The 13,751-nt window shown below is 71.5% G+C and carries 14 protein-coding genes and 1 tRNA gene; 7 read left to right on the forward strand and 8 right to left on the reverse strand.

The genetic code is table 11. The annotated features are described in order from the left end of the window. Positions 1-32: 32 nt before the first annotated feature. From rsrA to AB0903_RS15935, 4 genes are all read right to left on the reverse strand, one after another. The gene (gene rsrA / locus AB0903_RS15920; protein WP_100109000.1) at positions 33-329 is read right to left on the reverse strand and encodes a mycothiol system anti-sigma-R factor; all 297 of its coding nucleotides are present in this window, start codon (positions 327-329) and stop codon (positions 33-35) included. Further along, a complete protein-coding gene (locus AB0903_RS15925) occupies positions 326-991 on the reverse strand; it encodes a sigma-70 family RNA polymerase sigma factor (RefSeq protein ID WP_366703207.1) in 666 nt (221 codons plus the stop codon). Before AB0903_RS15925 ends, rsrA begins: the two co-directional genes overlap by 4 nt. 248 nt (positions 992-1,239) lie before the next feature. Then, complete coding sequence (locus AB0903_RS15930) at positions 1,240-1,875, reverse strand: alpha/beta family hydrolase (protein ID WP_366703076.1); 636 nt, start codon at positions 1,873-1,875, stop codon at positions 1,240-1,242. Positions 1,876-2,125: 250 nt separating this feature from the next. Then, positions 2,126-2,941: an SOS response-associated peptidase gene (locus AB0903_RS15935; protein WP_366703078.1), complete on the reverse strand. Its 816-nt coding sequence runs from the start codon at positions 2,939-2,941 to the stop codon at positions 2,126-2,128. 50 nt (positions 2,942-2,991) lie between these two features. Between AB0903_RS15935 and AB0903_RS15940 the strand changes: the two genes are divergently transcribed. From AB0903_RS15940 to AB0903_RS15955, 4 genes are all read left to right on the forward strand, one after another. Further along, a complete protein-coding gene (locus tag AB0903_RS15940) occupies positions 2,992-3,726 on the forward strand; it encodes a M50 family metallopeptidase (protein ID WP_366703080.1) in 735 nt (244 codons plus the stop codon). Between the two features lie 97 nt (positions 3,727-3,823). Beyond that, positions 3,824-5,185 carry a 3-phosphoshikimate 1-carboxyvinyltransferase gene (aroA, locus tag AB0903_RS15945; protein WP_366703082.1) on the forward strand — a complete coding sequence of 454 codons (1,362 nt, stop codon included), beginning with the start codon at positions 3,824-3,826 and terminating at the stop codon, positions 5,183-5,185. Positions 5,186-5,189: 4 nt separating this feature from the next. After that, on the forward strand, positions 5,190-6,203 hold the full coding sequence (rsgA, locus tag AB0903_RS15950) for a ribosome small subunit-dependent GTPase A (RefSeq protein WP_366703084.1): 1,014 nt from the start codon (positions 5,190-5,192) through the stop codon (positions 6,201-6,203). Positions 6,204-6,311: 108 nt separating this feature from the next. Then, positions 6,312-6,635: a multidrug efflux SMR transporter gene (locus AB0903_RS15955; RefSeq protein WP_366703086.1), complete on the forward strand. Its 324-nt coding sequence runs from the start codon at positions 6,312-6,314 to the stop codon at positions 6,633-6,635. Here AB0903_RS15955 and AB0903_RS15960 read toward each other — a convergent pair. Further along, complete coding sequence (locus AB0903_RS15960) at positions 6,601-7,374, reverse strand: helix-turn-helix domain-containing protein (protein WP_366703088.1); 774 nt, start codon at positions 7,372-7,374, stop codon at positions 6,601-6,603. The genes AB0903_RS15955 and AB0903_RS15960 overlap by 35 nt on opposite strands. Before the next feature lie 151 nt (positions 7,375-7,525). On the opposite strand from AB0903_RS15960, the gene hisN reads away from it, so the two are divergent. Then, positions 7,526-8,326, forward strand: coding sequence for a histidinol-phosphatase (gene hisN, locus AB0903_RS15965; protein WP_366703090.1), 801 nt, complete (start codon positions 7,526-7,528; stop codon positions 8,324-8,326). 197 nt (positions 8,327-8,523) lie between these two features. Further along, positions 8,524-8,919 carry a CBS domain-containing protein gene (locus AB0903_RS15970; protein ID WP_366703092.1) on the forward strand — a complete coding sequence of 132 codons (396 nt, stop codon included), beginning with the start codon at positions 8,524-8,526 and terminating at the stop codon, positions 8,917-8,919. Positions 8,920-9,010: 91 nt separating this feature from the next. Here AB0903_RS15970 and AB0903_RS15975 read toward each other — a convergent pair whose 3' ends face one another. Further along, positions 9,011-10,462 carry a catalase gene (locus AB0903_RS15975; RefSeq protein ID WP_366703094.1) on the reverse strand — a complete coding sequence of 484 codons (1,452 nt, stop codon included), beginning with the start codon at positions 10,460-10,462 and terminating at the stop codon, positions 9,011-9,013. 161 nt (positions 10,463-10,623) lie between these two features. On the opposite strand from AB0903_RS15975, the gene AB0903_RS15980 reads away from it, so the two are divergent. Continuing rightward, entirely contained in the window at positions 10,624-11,040 is a 417-nt protein-coding gene (locus tag AB0903_RS15980; RefSeq protein ID WP_366703096.1) for a transcriptional repressor, read from the forward strand. A gap of 220 nt (positions 11,041-11,260) precedes the next feature. Here the strand turns inward: AB0903_RS15980 and AB0903_RS15985 are convergent. Continuing rightward, positions 11,261-11,334: transfer RNA gene (locus tag AB0903_RS15985), tRNA-Met, on the reverse strand. Positions 11,335-11,379: 45 nt separating this feature from the next. Beyond that, a complete protein-coding gene (locus AB0903_RS15990; RefSeq protein ID WP_366703098.1) occupies positions 11,380-13,677 on the reverse strand; it encodes a sel1 repeat family protein in 2,298 nt (765 codons plus the stop codon). Between the last annotated feature and the right edge of the window lie 74 nt (positions 13,678-13,751).

Here is a 13,751-nt window from a genome sequence, read left to right on the forward strand (position 1 = left end):
CACCCCGGATGCGCGTACCGGTTGCCGAGGCCCTACTCCTGGGCCGTCGCCACGTCCTTGTCGGGAACGGCCTGGCCCGAACGGATCAGATCGATACGCCCCATGACCTTGGCCCGCAGGTCGCTGGGCACGTCGTCCTGCCCGCAACACCGCTTGACCAGCTTCTTCACCGCCTGCTCGAGACCGTACTTCTCCAGGCACGGGGAGCACTCCTCGAAGTGCACCTCGAACTTGGTGCAGTCACTGTCGGGCATCTCGTGGTCGAGGAACTCGTAGAGATGGTCCAGGACCTCTGAGCAGTCCGTCTCGTGCGGCTCTCCGCAGCTCATGAGCCCGAGCCTTTCGCGTCGTTCGACTCCCCCGCACCGGCCGGGACGAGCCCGCGCTCGCGGGCGTAGTCCTCCAGCATGCCGCGCAGCTGGCGGCGGCCGCGGTGCAGGCGGGACATCACCGTACCGATGGGTGTTCCCATGATGTCCGCGATCTCCTTGTACGCAAAGCCCTCTACATCGGCGAGATAGACCGCGATCCGGAACTCCTCCGGGATGGCCTGCAGGGCTTGCTTGACGTCCGAGTCGGGCAGGTGGTCGAGGGCCTGGGACTCCGCGGAGCGCAGCCCGGTCGACATGTGCGACTCGGCGCGCGCGAGCTGCCAGTCCTCGATCTCCTCCGCCGCGCTGCGCTGGGGCTCGCGCTGCTTCTTGCGGTAGGAGTTGATGAAGGTGTTGGTGAGGATCCGGTACATCCACGCCTTGAGGTTCGTGCCCTCACGGAACTGGTGAAACGATCCGTACGCCTTCGCGTACGTCTCCTGCACGAGATCCTCCGCATCGGCGGGATTGCGCGTCATGCGCAGCGCGGCCGAGTACATCTGATCCAGGTACCCCAGCGCGTCCCGCTCGAAGCGGGCATTGCGCTCTCCAGCCGTCTCCTCGGACTTCTGCGCCTGACCGTCATCGGTCCCTGCGTCGGTCCCAGTGACCGGACCCACCTCCTCCAACGCTGTGCCGGGGCCGAATTCGGACCCGCTCGAATCGGAGAATAGTCGACCATGCTGTGCCGGGCCCTGCCGATTGCCGTCGCCCGCCGCAGGCACCGGCCCGCTCTTGCCCTGCGACAGCACCGTCCAGTCCAGCCCGTCGGTGCGGTCGGCTGTCGGGCAGAAGGTCGTACCCATGCGGCGGACTCCCTACTCCATGCTCTGTACTGACATCCGCCACAACAGCCGGCCCCCGTGTCTCATTCCCGGAGCGCGGCAACCCACCGGGCCACCGCGTCCGTGATGGTGACGAGCGTCTCCTCCTCGTCGATCCCGGCGCGCTTCGGCACCGCGAACCCGTGGTCCCCGTACGCCACTTCCGCCAGTTCGTAGGCCCCCGCCGGGAACTCCTCGGGCTTGCCGAACGGGTCGTTGCCGCCCTGCACGACGAGCGTCGGGACGCCGGCGCCGAGGAGTTCGGCGGCGCGGGACTTCTCGGGCCGTCCCGGCGGATGCAGCGGGAAGCTCAGCGCGAGCACCCCGGCCGCGCCGAGCTCGGACGCGGTCCGGCAGGCCACGCGCGCGCCGGCGCTGCGGCCGCCGGCCACGACGGGGAGCCCTCTCTTCGTCAGCGCCGGCCAGAGGCCGCTCCAGGCGGCGTCCAGGGTCCGGGGCGCGGGGGCGACCTTCTTGCCCGCGACGCGCCAGGGCTGCTCCACCAGAGCGACGGTGACGCCGCACCCGGGCAGCACACGCGCGATCGCCTGCAGATCCCGGGCCTCGACGCCGCCGCCGGCGCCGTGACCGAGGGCCAGCACCAGCCGGGCGCGCTCGGCGCCGAACCAGGTGATACGGGCGTCGCCGGCATCGACCGCGACGATCTCTTTCCGCTCCATGGGGGCATTGTCCCGCGCGGGCAAGGGGCGGGGAGGCGGTGCCAAACCGCCGGCGCGCAGCCGTTCCGCCGCCCCGCCCCTTGCCGAACCTTCGCCGGCGGGGCTCCGAAGAAGCCCGCCCGGCGATCCGAGGGCACGACCGAAGGCCGTACTGGGTCCGGGCCCGCCCCGGTTTCGAGAGGGGCAGGAAGGGGACAAGCCCGCCCCGCGCGCCGCGCATCCCAGGCGCACCAGGCGCCCCACCCGACCGTCAGAACAGCGTCGCCTCCTCCGGCCCCGCCAGCTCCTCCAGCAGCTCGGGCCCGTTGTTCCGCACGTTGCTCACCGCCGTCGGCACCGCGTACGCCCGCATCAGCCCGCCCGGCGGCGGCTCCAGCAGCGACCGCAGTTCGTCCGGGTCGGTCCGGGACGGGTCCAGCCAGGGGTCCCACCGGTCCGGCGTCAGCATCAGCGGCATCCGCGGGTGGATGTCCGCCAGCGACCGCGGCCCCTCCGCGGGAGCCACCCCCAGCGGCCCGGTCTCCGCCTCCGTCGTGATCACGGAGCAGGTCACCCGCCACGCCTGCGGATGGTCGTCCGGGAGAGTGCGGTCGCGCCAGAACTCGTACAGGCCGGCCATCGCGAACACCGATCCGTCCGCCGGTGTCACGAAGTAGGGCTGCTTCCGCGGCCTCTTCTTCTTCCCCTCGACCTCGAGCTCCCGCTCACCCGCGCCGGTCACCCACTCGTAATAGCCGTCGGCGGGGAGGATGCAGCGACGGGTGAGGAAAGGCCGGCGGAAGGCCGGCTTCTCGTGCACCGTCTCCGCCCGCGCGTTGATCATCCGGGCCGCGCCCTCCGGGGTCTTGGCCCACGACGGCGCCAGCCCCCACTTCAGCGTGCGCAGCTGGCGAACCGGAGAGCTGTCGCCGGCGTCCTTGAGAGGGCGCTCGAGAACGGCATGGACCTCCTTCGTGGGCGCCACGTTCCAGTCGGGTGCCAGCGTCTCCTCCGGCTCCCATTTCTCGACCTCGAAGATCCCCACGAGATCCTCGGGCCTACGACTCGCCGCATACCGTCCGCACATAAGTGCCACACTGCCACTTCCGTACGCCGTCCGAGGGAGCCGCCCGCGAAATGGTCATCACACACGCCGGCGCGGCAAGCGCGTCGCTCACCGATCTGTGGGATCGCGTCTTCGACACGCAGACCGCGCCCGAGCCGTGGCTCGTCGCGGTCACCGGTCTCGTGTCACTGGCCGCCGTCATGCCGAACGTCCTCTGGCGGCTGACCCGCAACGCCGTGACGATCGCCCATGAGGGCGGCCACGGGCTCGTCGCCCTGCTCACGGGCCGGCAGCTGCAGAGCATCCGGCTCCACTCGGACACCAGCGGTCTGACCGTCAGCCGGGGCAGACCGACCGGAATCGGGATGGTCCTGACCGCCGCCGCGGGCTACACCGCCGCTCCGCTGCTCGGCCTGGGCGGTGCCTGGCTGCTCGCCGCGCACCACATCACGCTGCTGCTGTGGCTGGCGACGGCGCTGCTGCTGGCGCTGCTCGTCATGGTCCGCAACGCGTACGGAGTGCTGACGGTGACGGTCACCGGCGCGGCGTTTCTGCTGGTCTCGTGGCTGACCGAGCCCGCCGTTCAGGCCGTCTTCGCGTACACGGCCGTCTGGTTCATGCTGCTGGGCGGTGTACGGCCGGTGTTCGAGCTGCAGTCGAAGCGGCGGCACGGTGGCGCTCCCGACTCGGACGCCGACCAGCTCGCCCGCCTCACCCATGCGCCACCGGTGATCTGGCTGTTCTTCTTCCACGCGGTGTCGCTCTGCTCGCTGATCGGCGGCGGTCGCTGGCTGCTGGGGCTCTGAGCGGCGGTGTGCGCCCCGTACCACCGTCGCGTCCGGGCCCGGGCCACACGGTTTCGATCAAGATCCGGGCCCCCGCGGAGCCACTAAAGTGTTGGCCATGACCGAAAGCGCCGTGCACCCCGCCCTCTGGCCCGCCCCCCTCGCGACCGGAGCCGTCGAAGCGACGGTCACCGTGCCCGGTTCGAAATCCGTGACGAACCGCGCACTGGTCCTGGCGGCACTCGCCTCCGAGCCCGGCTGGCTGCGCCGCCCGCTGCGCTCACGCGACACCCTGCTGATGTCCGCGGCCCTCCAGGCGATGGGCGTGGGCATCGAGGAGACCGTCTCCTCCAGCACCGCGGGCGGCCCGGTCGACGAGGCCGCCGCCGGCGCCGGCGAGGCATGGCGCGTCATCCCGTCCGGCCTGCACGGCCCGGCGACCGTCGATGTGGGCAACGCGGGCACGGTGATGCGCTTCCTGCCGCCGGTCGCCGCCCTCGCCGACGGCCCGATCCGCTTCGACGGTGATCCGCGTTCGTACGAGCGGCCCCTGAACGGCGTCATCGACGCGCTGCGCACCCTTGGCGCACGGATCGACGACGACGGCCGCGGCGCACTCCCGCTGACCGTGCACGGCGGTGGCGCCCTGGAGGGCGGTCCGGTGCGGATCGACGCCTCGTCGTCGTCGCAGTTCGTCTCCGCGCTGCTGCTGTCCGCTCCGCGTTTCAACCAGGGCGTCGAGGTACGGCACGTCGGCAGCCGACTGCCGTCCATGCCCCACATCCGGATGACGGTCGACATGCTGCGCGCCGTGGGTGCGCAGGTCGACGAGCCGGAGACCGGCGGCGAGCCCGATGTCTGGCGGGTGTCGCACAGCGCGCTGCTCGGCCGCGACCTCACCATCGAGCCCGATCTGTCGAACGCTCAGCCGTTCCTGGCGGCGGCGCTGGTGACCGGCGGCCGGGTGACGATCCCCGACTGGCCCGAGCGGACCACCCAACCCGGTGACGCGCTGCGCGAGATCTTCACCGAGATGGGCGGTTCCTGCGAGCTCACGACGACGCCGAACGGGACGGCGCTGGTCTTCACCGGCAGCGGCCGCATCCACGGCATCGACGTGGACCTCGGCGAGGTCGGCGAGCTGACCCCGGGCATCGCGGCGGTCGCGGCGCTGGCCGACTCCCCGTCGACGCTGCGTGGTGTGGCGCATCTGCGGCTGCACGAGACGGACCGGCTGGCCGCGCTCACCAAGGAGATCAACGAGCTCGGCGGCGACGTCACCGAGACGGAGGACGGCCTCCACATCCGCCCGCGCACGCTGCACGGCGGCGTGTTCCGCACCTACGACGACCACCGGATGGCGACGGCGGGCTCGGTGATCGGTCTCGCGGTGAAGGACGTGCAGATCGAGAACGTGGCGACGACGGCGAAGACGCTGCCCGACTTCCCGCAGATGTGGGCCGAAATGCTCGGGGCCTGACGTCATGCGCCGCTACGGCAAGCACACCGACGAGGACGACATCCGCTCGCGCCCGAACCGCAAGGGCAACCGACCGCGCACCAGCATCCGCCCCAAGCACGAGGACGCGCTGGAGGGCATGGTCCTCACCGTCGACCGCGGCAGGCTTACCTGCCTCGTCGGGGACCGGGTCGTGATGGCGATGAAGGCCCGCGAGCTGGGCCGCAAGGCGGCCGTCGTCGGTGACCGGGTCGGCATCGTGGGAGACCTCTCCGGGGACAAGGACACCCTCGCGAGGATCGTCCGCATCGAGCCGCGGTCATCCGTGCTGCGCCGTACGGCAGACGACGACGATCCGTTCGAGCGGGTTGTCGTCGCCAACGCCGACCAGCTCGCCATCGTCACCGCGCTCGCCGATCCGGAGCCGCGCCCGCGTCTGATCGACCGCTGTCTGGTCGCCGCGTACGACGGCGGTCTCGAGCCGCTTCTGGTGCTGACCAAGTCGGATCTCGCCTCGCCGGACGAACTGTTGGACATGTACGGCGCGCTCGGCGTTCCCCATGTGGTCACCACCCGCGAGGAGTTCGTCGACGGTCTCGCCGCGGACCGGGTGCTGGAACATCTGCTCGGCCGTACGACCGCCTTCGTCGGGCACTCGGGCGTCGGCAAGACGACGCTGGTCAACGCCCTGGTCCCGAAGGAGAGGCGGCGCAGCACCGGCGTCGTCAACGCGGTCACCGGGCGCGGCCGGCACACCACCACGTCGGCCCTCGCCCTGCCGCTCGCGGACAAGCAGGGCGGCTGGGTGATCGACACGCCCGGCGTGCGCTCGTTCGGACTGCACCATGTCGATGCGTCCCGGGTCATCAACGCGTTCCCGGATCTGGTGCCGGGCACGGAGGGGTGCCCGCGGGCCTGCAGTCACGACGAGCCGGACTGCGCGCTGGACGCGTGGGTGGCAGAGGGGCACGCGGATCCCGCGAGGCTCTATTCGCTGCGGCGGCTGCTGGCCACCCGCGAGCGACGCGAAGGTGACTGAGCTGTCTGCGTTTGGCGGCCACGTCCCCTGGTAAGGGCATAATCGCACCAAGTCGGACGAGTTCCCGGCCAGGCAGTTCGTCGGCACTACGCGGGAGGCCCAGGATTTATGGCGTGGCTGCTGGTGGTGGTGGCGGGACTTCTCGAAACGGGCTTCGCCGTCTGTCTCAAACTGTCGCACGGCTTCACCCGGCTGTGGCCGACGGTCGCCTTCGCCGTGTTCGCGCTCGGCAGTTTCGGGCTGTTGACCCTGTCGTTGAAGAAGCTCGACGTGGGCCCGGCGTACGCGGTGTGGACGGGTATCGGAGCCGCCGGCACCGCCATCTACGGAATGGTCTTCCTCGACGACCTGGTCTCGACTCTGAAGATCGTCTCGATCACGCTGGTGATCGTCGGCGTCATCGGTCTCCAGCTCTCGGGCTCCTCTCAGTGACGCCGTCGCCCACCGCCGCCCGCACCAGCCGGGCGATGCCGCCGCCGGACGGCGCGACGACGTAGGAGAGCGCGAGCCGCACCGCCAACTCACAGCGCTGCGGCAGATCGGCCGTCTCCTCGGCTCCTCCTTCTTTCCCACCGGCTTCGGCCCCGAATTCGGCCCCGGCCCGCGCACCGGCCCGCGCACCGGCTTCTGTCGCATCCGGGCGCCCGTATCCGGCCCTCAGCCCTCCGCCGCCGGCCCCGAGCCCTCCGTCCCCGGCCTTCGAACGCCGCCCGTGCAGCGCGGTCAGCGTGCGCTCCCGCACCGCGGCGACGAGTTCGGTTGGCACGGGCAGCCTCGCGTCGGCGCGCCGCTGAGCGGGCACGCGCGAGAAGACGGCCCTGCCGCGGGCCGGCTCCGGTGCAGGCAGCCGGCCTTCCCAGCAACCGGTGAGCAGGGCCCGCAGCTGAGGTCGCGCCCGCGCCTCGCCGACGGTCCATTCGGCGACGGACACGAGCCGGTCGACCGCTTCCGCGCTCTGCCCCATCAGCCGTTCCACACCGCGCAGATACGCGTCGGCCTCGCGGCGCACGAGGGCGCGGGCCAAGCCGTCCTTGCTGCCGAACTCGTTGTAGAGGGTCTGGCGTGAGACGCCCGCGGCGGCGGCGACGTCGGCCATCCGCACCCCCGACCAGGGCCGGTCGCCGAGGGCCGCGAGAGCGGCGTTCAGCAGTGATTCCCGCGCTGCAGGCATGCAGGTCACCTCCCCGGCCGAGCAACTCCGGTCACAGGGTTGACGGGCCCTGTTCCCCTGTCAATAGCTCCGGCAGGCACCCCGGGCGGACCCACCGGGGCCACCGGCCGCCACCCGGGAGGGAGCGGGCCTGCACCGATAGAGTGGCGACATGTCCGACTACCACGATGATCTGCGCCTCGCCCACGTCCTCGCGGATGCCGCCGACGCCACCACCATGGAGCGGTTCAAGGCTCTGGACCTCAAGGTCGAGACGAAGCCCGACATGACTCCGGTGAGCGAGGCCGACAAGGCGGCGGAGGAGCTGATCCGCGGGCATCTGCAACGAGCACGGCCGCGCGACGCGATCCTCGGCGAGGAGTACGGCGTCGAGGGCACCGGGCCGCGCCGCTGGGTCGTCGACCCCATCGACGGCACCAAGAACTACGTGCGCGGCGTGCCGGTGTGGGCGACGCTGATCTCGCTGATGGAGGCGGGCGAGGGCGGCTACCGGCCGGTGGTGGGCGTGGTGTCCGCCCCGGCGCTCGGCCGGCGCTGGTGGGCGGCGAAGGGGGCGGGCGCGTTCACGGGCCGCAGCCTCACCTCGGCGAGCCGGCTGCACGTCTCGAAGGTCGAGCACATCAGGGACGCCTCGTTCGCCTACTCGTCACTGACCGGCTGGGAGGCCCAGGGGCGGCTCGACGGCTTCATGGACCTGACGCGGGCGGTCTGGCGCACCCGGGGGTACGGCGATTTCTGGCCGTACATGATGGTCGCGGAAGGCTCGGTGGACATCTGCGCCGAGCCGGAGCTGTCGCTGTGGGACATGGCGGCTCCGGCGATCGTGGTACAGGAGGCGGGCGGCTCGTTCACCGGCCTCGACGGGCGGGACGGGCCGCACAGCGGGAATGCCGCGGCTTCGAACGGGCTCCTCCACCACGAGCTGCTGGGCTACCTCAACCAGCGGTACTGAGCGGTTGTCGACGGCTCGGACGCGCCCGCCCCTTTGAAGGGCGCACGCCGGAGTGTGCGGCGGTGGGCAACGGGCCCACGAGCCCCCGTACGCCCTCTTGCTGCCCTGTCGCAGGACTGGGACTCTGAGAGTCCCCCCACTTGTGAACTTGTGAATCGGTTCTCGAACGGCCGATCACCAAGGAGGTGGCTCCATCCATGCTCGTCCGTGACGCCATGAGCACCGTCGTCCTCACCATCGGACCCGCACACACACTCCGCCAGGCGGCCCGGCTGATGGCCGCGCGCCGCGTAGGCGCGGCCGTCGTCCTCGACTCCGACGCGAGCCTCGGCATCCTCACCGAACGGGACATCCTGAACTCGTTGGGCCAGGGGCAGGACCCCGACCTGGAGACCGCCGGCACGCACACCACCACCGACGTCGTCTTCGCCGCGCCTTCCTGGACCCTGGAGGAGGCGGCCGGGGCAATGGCGCACGGCGGCTTCCGCCATCTGATCGTGACGGACGACGGCGGACCGGTCGGCGTCGTCTCCGTCCGCGACATCATCCGCTGCTGGGCACCGGCCAGGCACCGGGTGCCGACGGTCGCCTGACCACAGAGGCGCACCGGAGTTCCGGGCACGCGGAAGGGGCCGGCCCCCTGGACAGAGATCCGGCCCCTTCTTCTGCGACAGGCGGTACGGGTCAGCCGCGAAGGGCCTGGACCGCGGCCTCGAGCCGCTTGCCGAAGTCTCCGTCGGCCTGACGGAAGTTGTTGATCGCACGCTCGGCGATGTCGTCGCGGGTGACACCGGACAGGGCACCCGCGAGGTTGTCGACGAGGCGCTGCTTCTCGTCCTCCGACATCAGGCGGTAGAGGTTGCCCGCCTGCACGAAGTCGTCGTCCTCGGCGTGCCGCGGCGTGGACTGCTCGCCGGTCTCGCCGGTGACGGCGATCGGCTGCCACAGCGCGCGGTCCGTCTGGTGCGGGCCGCCGAAACTGTTCGGCTCGTAGTTCTTCGCACCCTTGTGGCGACCGTCGTACAGGAAGCCGTCACGGGAGTTGGTGCGCGCCTCCGTGGCGTGCGGACGGTTCACCGGCAGATGGTCGGCGTTGATGCCGACGCGATAGCGGTGGGCGTCGCCGTAGGCGAAGAGGCGGCCCTGGAGCATCTTGTCCGGGGACGGACCGATACCGGGCACGAAGTGGGCCGGGCTGAAGATGGACTGCTCGACCTCGGCGAAGATGTTCTCCGGGTTGCGGTTCAGCTCCAGCTTGCCGAACTCGATGACCGGGTAGTCCGCGTGCGGCCACACCTTGGTCAGGTCGAACGGGTTGAAGCGGTAGGTCGCCGCCTCGGCCACCGGCATGATCTGCACACCGACGGTCCACGACGGGAAGTCGCCGCGCTCGATCGCCTCGCGCAGGTCGCGCTGGTGCGAGTCGGGGTCCTTGCCGGCCAGTTCCTCGGCCTCCGCGGCGGTGAGGTTCTTGATGCCCTGGTCGGTCTTGAAGTGGTACTTGACCCAGAAGGCTTCGCCGGCCTCGTTGCTCCACTGGTACGTGTGGGAGCCGAAGCCGTCCATGTGGCGGTAGGAGGCCGGGATGCCCCGGTCGCCGAACAGCCAGGTCACCTGGTGGGTGGACTCGGGGCTCAGACCCCAGAAGTCGAAGACGTTGTCCGCCTCCTGCGATCCCGTGTACGGGTCGCGCTTCTGGGTGTGGATGAAGTCGGGGAACTTGATGGCGTCCCGGATGAAGAACACCGGAGTGTTGTTGCCGACGAGGTCGTAATTGCCCTCCTCGGTATAGAACTTCAGCGCGAAGCCACGCGGGTCGCGGACCGCGTCGGCCGCACCGAGGTTGCCTGCGACGGTCGAGAAGCGCAGGAAGGTCTCGGTCTGCTTGCCGACCTCGGAGAGGAACTTGGCGCGTGTGTACTCGGTCACGTCCGCCGTCACCGTGAAGGTGCCGTAGGCCCCGGCGCCGCGTGCGTGGACGACACGCTCCGGGATGCGCTCGCGGTTGAAGTGGGCGAGCTTCTCGAGCAGGAGCTGGTCCTGGACAAGGACCGGCCCGCCGACGCCCGCGGTCTCGCTGTTCTGGTTGTCGGCGACCGGAGCCCCGGCCTCCGTGGTGAGCGGTCCCTGCGTCACGTGCGCCTCCTGCGTCATGTACTGCCCAGTGGTCTTTCGGCACTTCCCTGCCCTTGGCCAGTGCCGGTGTCGATCCTACAATGGACATTGTCTAAGTCAAGTGAACATCCAAAGTCACACCGGTTCGGGACTGCGCCCCTCCCACTGTTAGGCTGGGCCCCATGAGTGACCTTCTGGATCGACTTCGCAGCCGCGGCTGGCGCATGACCGCACAGCGGCGTGTCGTGGCCGAGGTCCTCGACGGCGACCACGTCCACCTGACCGCCGACGAGGTGCACGCCCGTGCGGCGGAGCGACTGCCGGAGATCTCCCGGGCGACCGTCTACAACACGTTGGGCGAGCTGGTGAACCTCGGCGAGGTCCTCGAGGTGTCCACCGACCGCCGCGCCAAGCGGTACGACCCGAACGCGCACCGTCCGCACCAGCACCTGGTCTGCTCCCGCTGCGGCGCCGTGCGCGACGTGCACCCGGCGGGCGACCCACTGGCCGACCTCCCGGACACGGAGCGCTTCGGCTTCACGATCTCCGACGTCGAGGTGACCTACCGCGGCACCTGCCCGAACTGTGCCACCGCCTGACGCACCGCGTACGACGAAGCAGGCCCCGACGCTGAGAGCGTCGGGGCCTGCTTCGTCGTACGCACCGAACAAGCCGTACGCACCGAACAAGCCGCACGCGCCGGACAAGTCACAGGCATCGGACAAGTCGCAGGCATCGGACAATGAGCGAGGCGCAGATACGCCGAAGGCCCGGATCCTTGAGGATCCGGGCCTTCGCCACGCTCTTCGAGCGCAGTAGTAGCGGGGACAGGATTTGAACCTGCGACCTCTGGGTTATGAGCCCAGCGAGCTACCGAGCTGCTCCACCCCGCGGCGATGAACACAACATTACGTCACCCCGCCGACCAGCGCAAATCCCTATGCGGTGAGCTCCTGGAGCAGCGCCTCACGCAGCCGCGCCGCCCGCTGAGCCACCTCTGCGGGACCGAGTTCGACGGCCCTCGCGCACCACCGCTGGCCCTCGGCCAGCTCACCCCTTCGGGCGGCGAGCAGCGCGAGACGCAGTGCGGCCCGGCCATGACCGGCCCGGGCGGCACGGGTCCACCACAGCGACGCCTCCCGCTCGCTGCCCTCCCGGGCCAGCAGCAGCCCCAGGTTGAACGCACCGCTGCGGCTGCCCGCCTCGGCAGCGTCGCGGTACCAGCGGGCGGCCTCCGCCATGTCACCGCGCGCGGCGGCCAGCATGCCGACCCGTACCTGAGCCCGGCGATGCCCCTGCTCGGCGGCCCTCTCGTACCACTCCTCGCACTCACCCTTCGCCGCCACCGGCTCCCCGAGCGCCGGTGGTCCAAGCGGCGGACGGCGGGAGTCCAGCACGGCGGCGAGCCGGAACGCCGCCTCCGCGCTGCCACCGCCCGCGGCGCAGCGCAGGTGGCGCTCGGCGCTCTGCTCGTCACCGTCCCGCAGCAGGGCCATGCCGACCTGGAGGGCGGCCTCCGTGTGCCCGGCCGCGGCGGCCCGCTCGTACCACGCCAGAGCCGTACGGTCGTCGTCCCGGCCGGCGTGCAGGATGCCGAGGTTGAAGGCCGCGTCGACGCTTCCGGCCTCGGCCGCCTTGGAGAACCACGGCTCGGCGCCCACCGCGTCGCCGGCCTGGAGCAGCAGGACGGCCAGCGCGTTGGCGGCCTCCCGGTGACCGGCGTACGCGGCCCGGCGGTACCACTGCTCGGCCTGGGCCGTACGGTCCTGGGCCGCGCAGAGCAGCCCGAGGTTGTACGCGCCGTTGACATCGCCCGCGTCCATGGCGGCGCGGTACCAGCGCTCCGCCGTCTGCTGCTCGCCGCGTGCGGCGTGCAGCGCACCGAGCGCATTGGCCGCGTTGCCGTCGCCGTCCTGGGCGGCACGCAGCCACCACACGGCGGCGCTCTCCTCGTCGCCGGCGTCGCGCAGCAAGAAGCCGAGCGCACAGGCGGCACGGGCCTCTCCGTCCTTGGCGGCGGTGAGGTACCAGCGGCCTGCCTCCTTGAGCTCGCCGCGCTTCTCCAGGATCGCCCCCAGGTGCAGCGCTGCCCGCCGGTGGCCGCGTGCGGCGGCCTGCCGGTACCACTGCGCGGCCTCGTCGAGCGGGGCCCTGCCGGGAGCGGCGGAACCGCTGTCCGTGCCGGTTCCGTGCTCGCCGGGACCGCCGGCACGGGCCCGGCGGCCGGCCCTGCCCGTGCCGCTCACGGTGCCGGCGGCCTCGTCGCCCCCGGAGGCCCGGTTCGCGGCCTCCGCGTCCGCGAGGGCGCGGAGCGCGGCGTCCGTCTGCCAGAGCGGGCCGGGGCGCGCCGCATCGGCCTCGCGGACAGTACCCGCGGCCCGCCGCAAGGCAGCGGCTCCCGGCTCGGAGGCGGGGGCGGGGTTGCGGGCGTGGCGTACGGAGCGTGCCGGAGCGGCCGCGTCACCGGCCCGAGCCGGGCCGGCCGTCGCAGGTCGCGTGGCGGCTGCCCGCCGCTCGGGGGCAGCGGTGGCCCGGAGGCCGGTTGCGCCGCGGACCAGGCGGTCGAGTCCGTCGCTCTTGCGGCACTCCTCCGCCGCACGGCGCTCCAGGGCGCGGGCAAGGCGGTACGCCGCCTCGCGATGGCCCTGTTCGGCAGCCGTACGCAGCCAGCGCTCCGCGCCCGTGTCGCTGCGGTGCTCCAGCAGGTCGGCGAGGGCGTAGGCGCCCAGGGCGTGACCCTGCTCTGCGGACTGGCGCAGCCAGTACTCCGCGGCGGGCTCGTCGCCCCGCTCGCGGAAGTGGCGCCCCAAGGCGTGCGCGGCGGCGGCGGAACCGGCCACGGCGGCGATCCGCCACCAGCCGGCCGCCTCCTCCGCGTAACCGCGCTGGTGGAGAAGCACGCCGAGATTGTTGGCCGCGGCGCGGTCGCCGTCCGCGGTCGCACCCCGCAGATAGGGCTCCGCGCCGTCCAGGTCTCCACGGCGCAGCAGCAGCGCCCCGAGGACGCTCATGGCCGCGGTGTCCCCGGCGTCGGCGGCGCTCCGGTGGCGCGCCTCCGCGCCGGCGGTCTCCAGCGCGTCGGTGTTGTTGTCTTCGGTGTCGGTGTCGTCGGTGTGGTCATCGCTGTGGTGACCGGCGCCGAGCACCACGTCGATCGCGTCCGCCACCTCCCCGGCATGCGGCTGCACAAACCGCCCTGTCTTCAACAGAGTTGCCCTGTCCCCCATAAATTCCATCGTCGCACCACCTGCAACCCGCGTACACCTGGTATACCGCAGCCAGTGAGGTCACTTCAGCGTTTTGTCGACAT

This window comes from Streptomyces sp. NPDC048389 (assembly GCF_040706335.1).
GTDB lineage: Bacteria > Actinomycetota > Actinomycetes > Streptomycetales > Streptomycetaceae > Streptomyces.

What these genes read in the sequence shown, in the direction of transcription:
- rsrA (WP_100109000.1), bottom strand. Translation starts at nt 329, where the DNA reads ATGAGCTGCGGAGAGCCGCACGAGACGGACTGCTCAGAGGTCCTGGAC.
- AB0903_RS15930 (WP_366703076.1), bottom strand. Translation starts at nt 1,875, where the DNA reads ATGGAGCGGAAAGAGATCGTCGCGGTCGATGCCGGCGACGCCCGTATC.
- AB0903_RS15935 (WP_366703078.1), bottom strand. Translation starts at nt 2,941, where the DNA reads ATGTGCGGACGGTATGCGGCGAGTCGTAGGCCCGAGGATCTCGTGGGG.
- AB0903_RS15940 (WP_366703080.1), top strand. Translation starts at nt 2,992, where the DNA reads ATGGTCATCACACACGCCGGCGCGGCAAGCGCGTCGCTCACCGATCTG.
- aroA (WP_366703082.1), top strand. Translation starts at nt 3,824, where the DNA reads ATGACCGAAAGCGCCGTGCACCCCGCCCTCTGGCCCGCCCCCCTCGCG.
- rsgA (WP_366703084.1), top strand. Translation starts at nt 5,190, where the DNA reads ATGCGCCGCTACGGCAAGCACACCGACGAGGACGACATCCGCTCGCGC.
- AB0903_RS15955 (WP_366703086.1), top strand. Translation starts at nt 6,312, where the DNA reads ATGGCGTGGCTGCTGGTGGTGGTGGCGGGACTTCTCGAAACGGGCTTC.
- AB0903_RS15960 (WP_366703088.1), bottom strand. Translation starts at nt 7,374, where the DNA reads ATGCCTGCAGCGCGGGAATCACTGCTGAACGCCGCTCTCGCGGCCCTC.
- hisN (WP_366703090.1), top strand. Translation starts at nt 7,526, where the DNA reads ATGTCCGACTACCACGATGATCTGCGCCTCGCCCACGTCCTCGCGGAT.
- AB0903_RS15970 (WP_366703092.1), top strand. Translation starts at nt 8,524, where the DNA reads ATGCTCGTCCGTGACGCCATGAGCACCGTCGTCCTCACCATCGGACCC.
- AB0903_RS15980 (WP_366703096.1), top strand. Translation starts at nt 10,624, where the DNA reads ATGAGTGACCTTCTGGATCGACTTCGCAGCCGCGGCTGGCGCATGACC.
- AB0903_RS15990 (WP_366703098.1), bottom strand. Translation starts at nt 13,677, where the DNA reads ATGGAATTTATGGGGGACAGGGCAACTCTGTTGAAGACAGGGCGGTTT.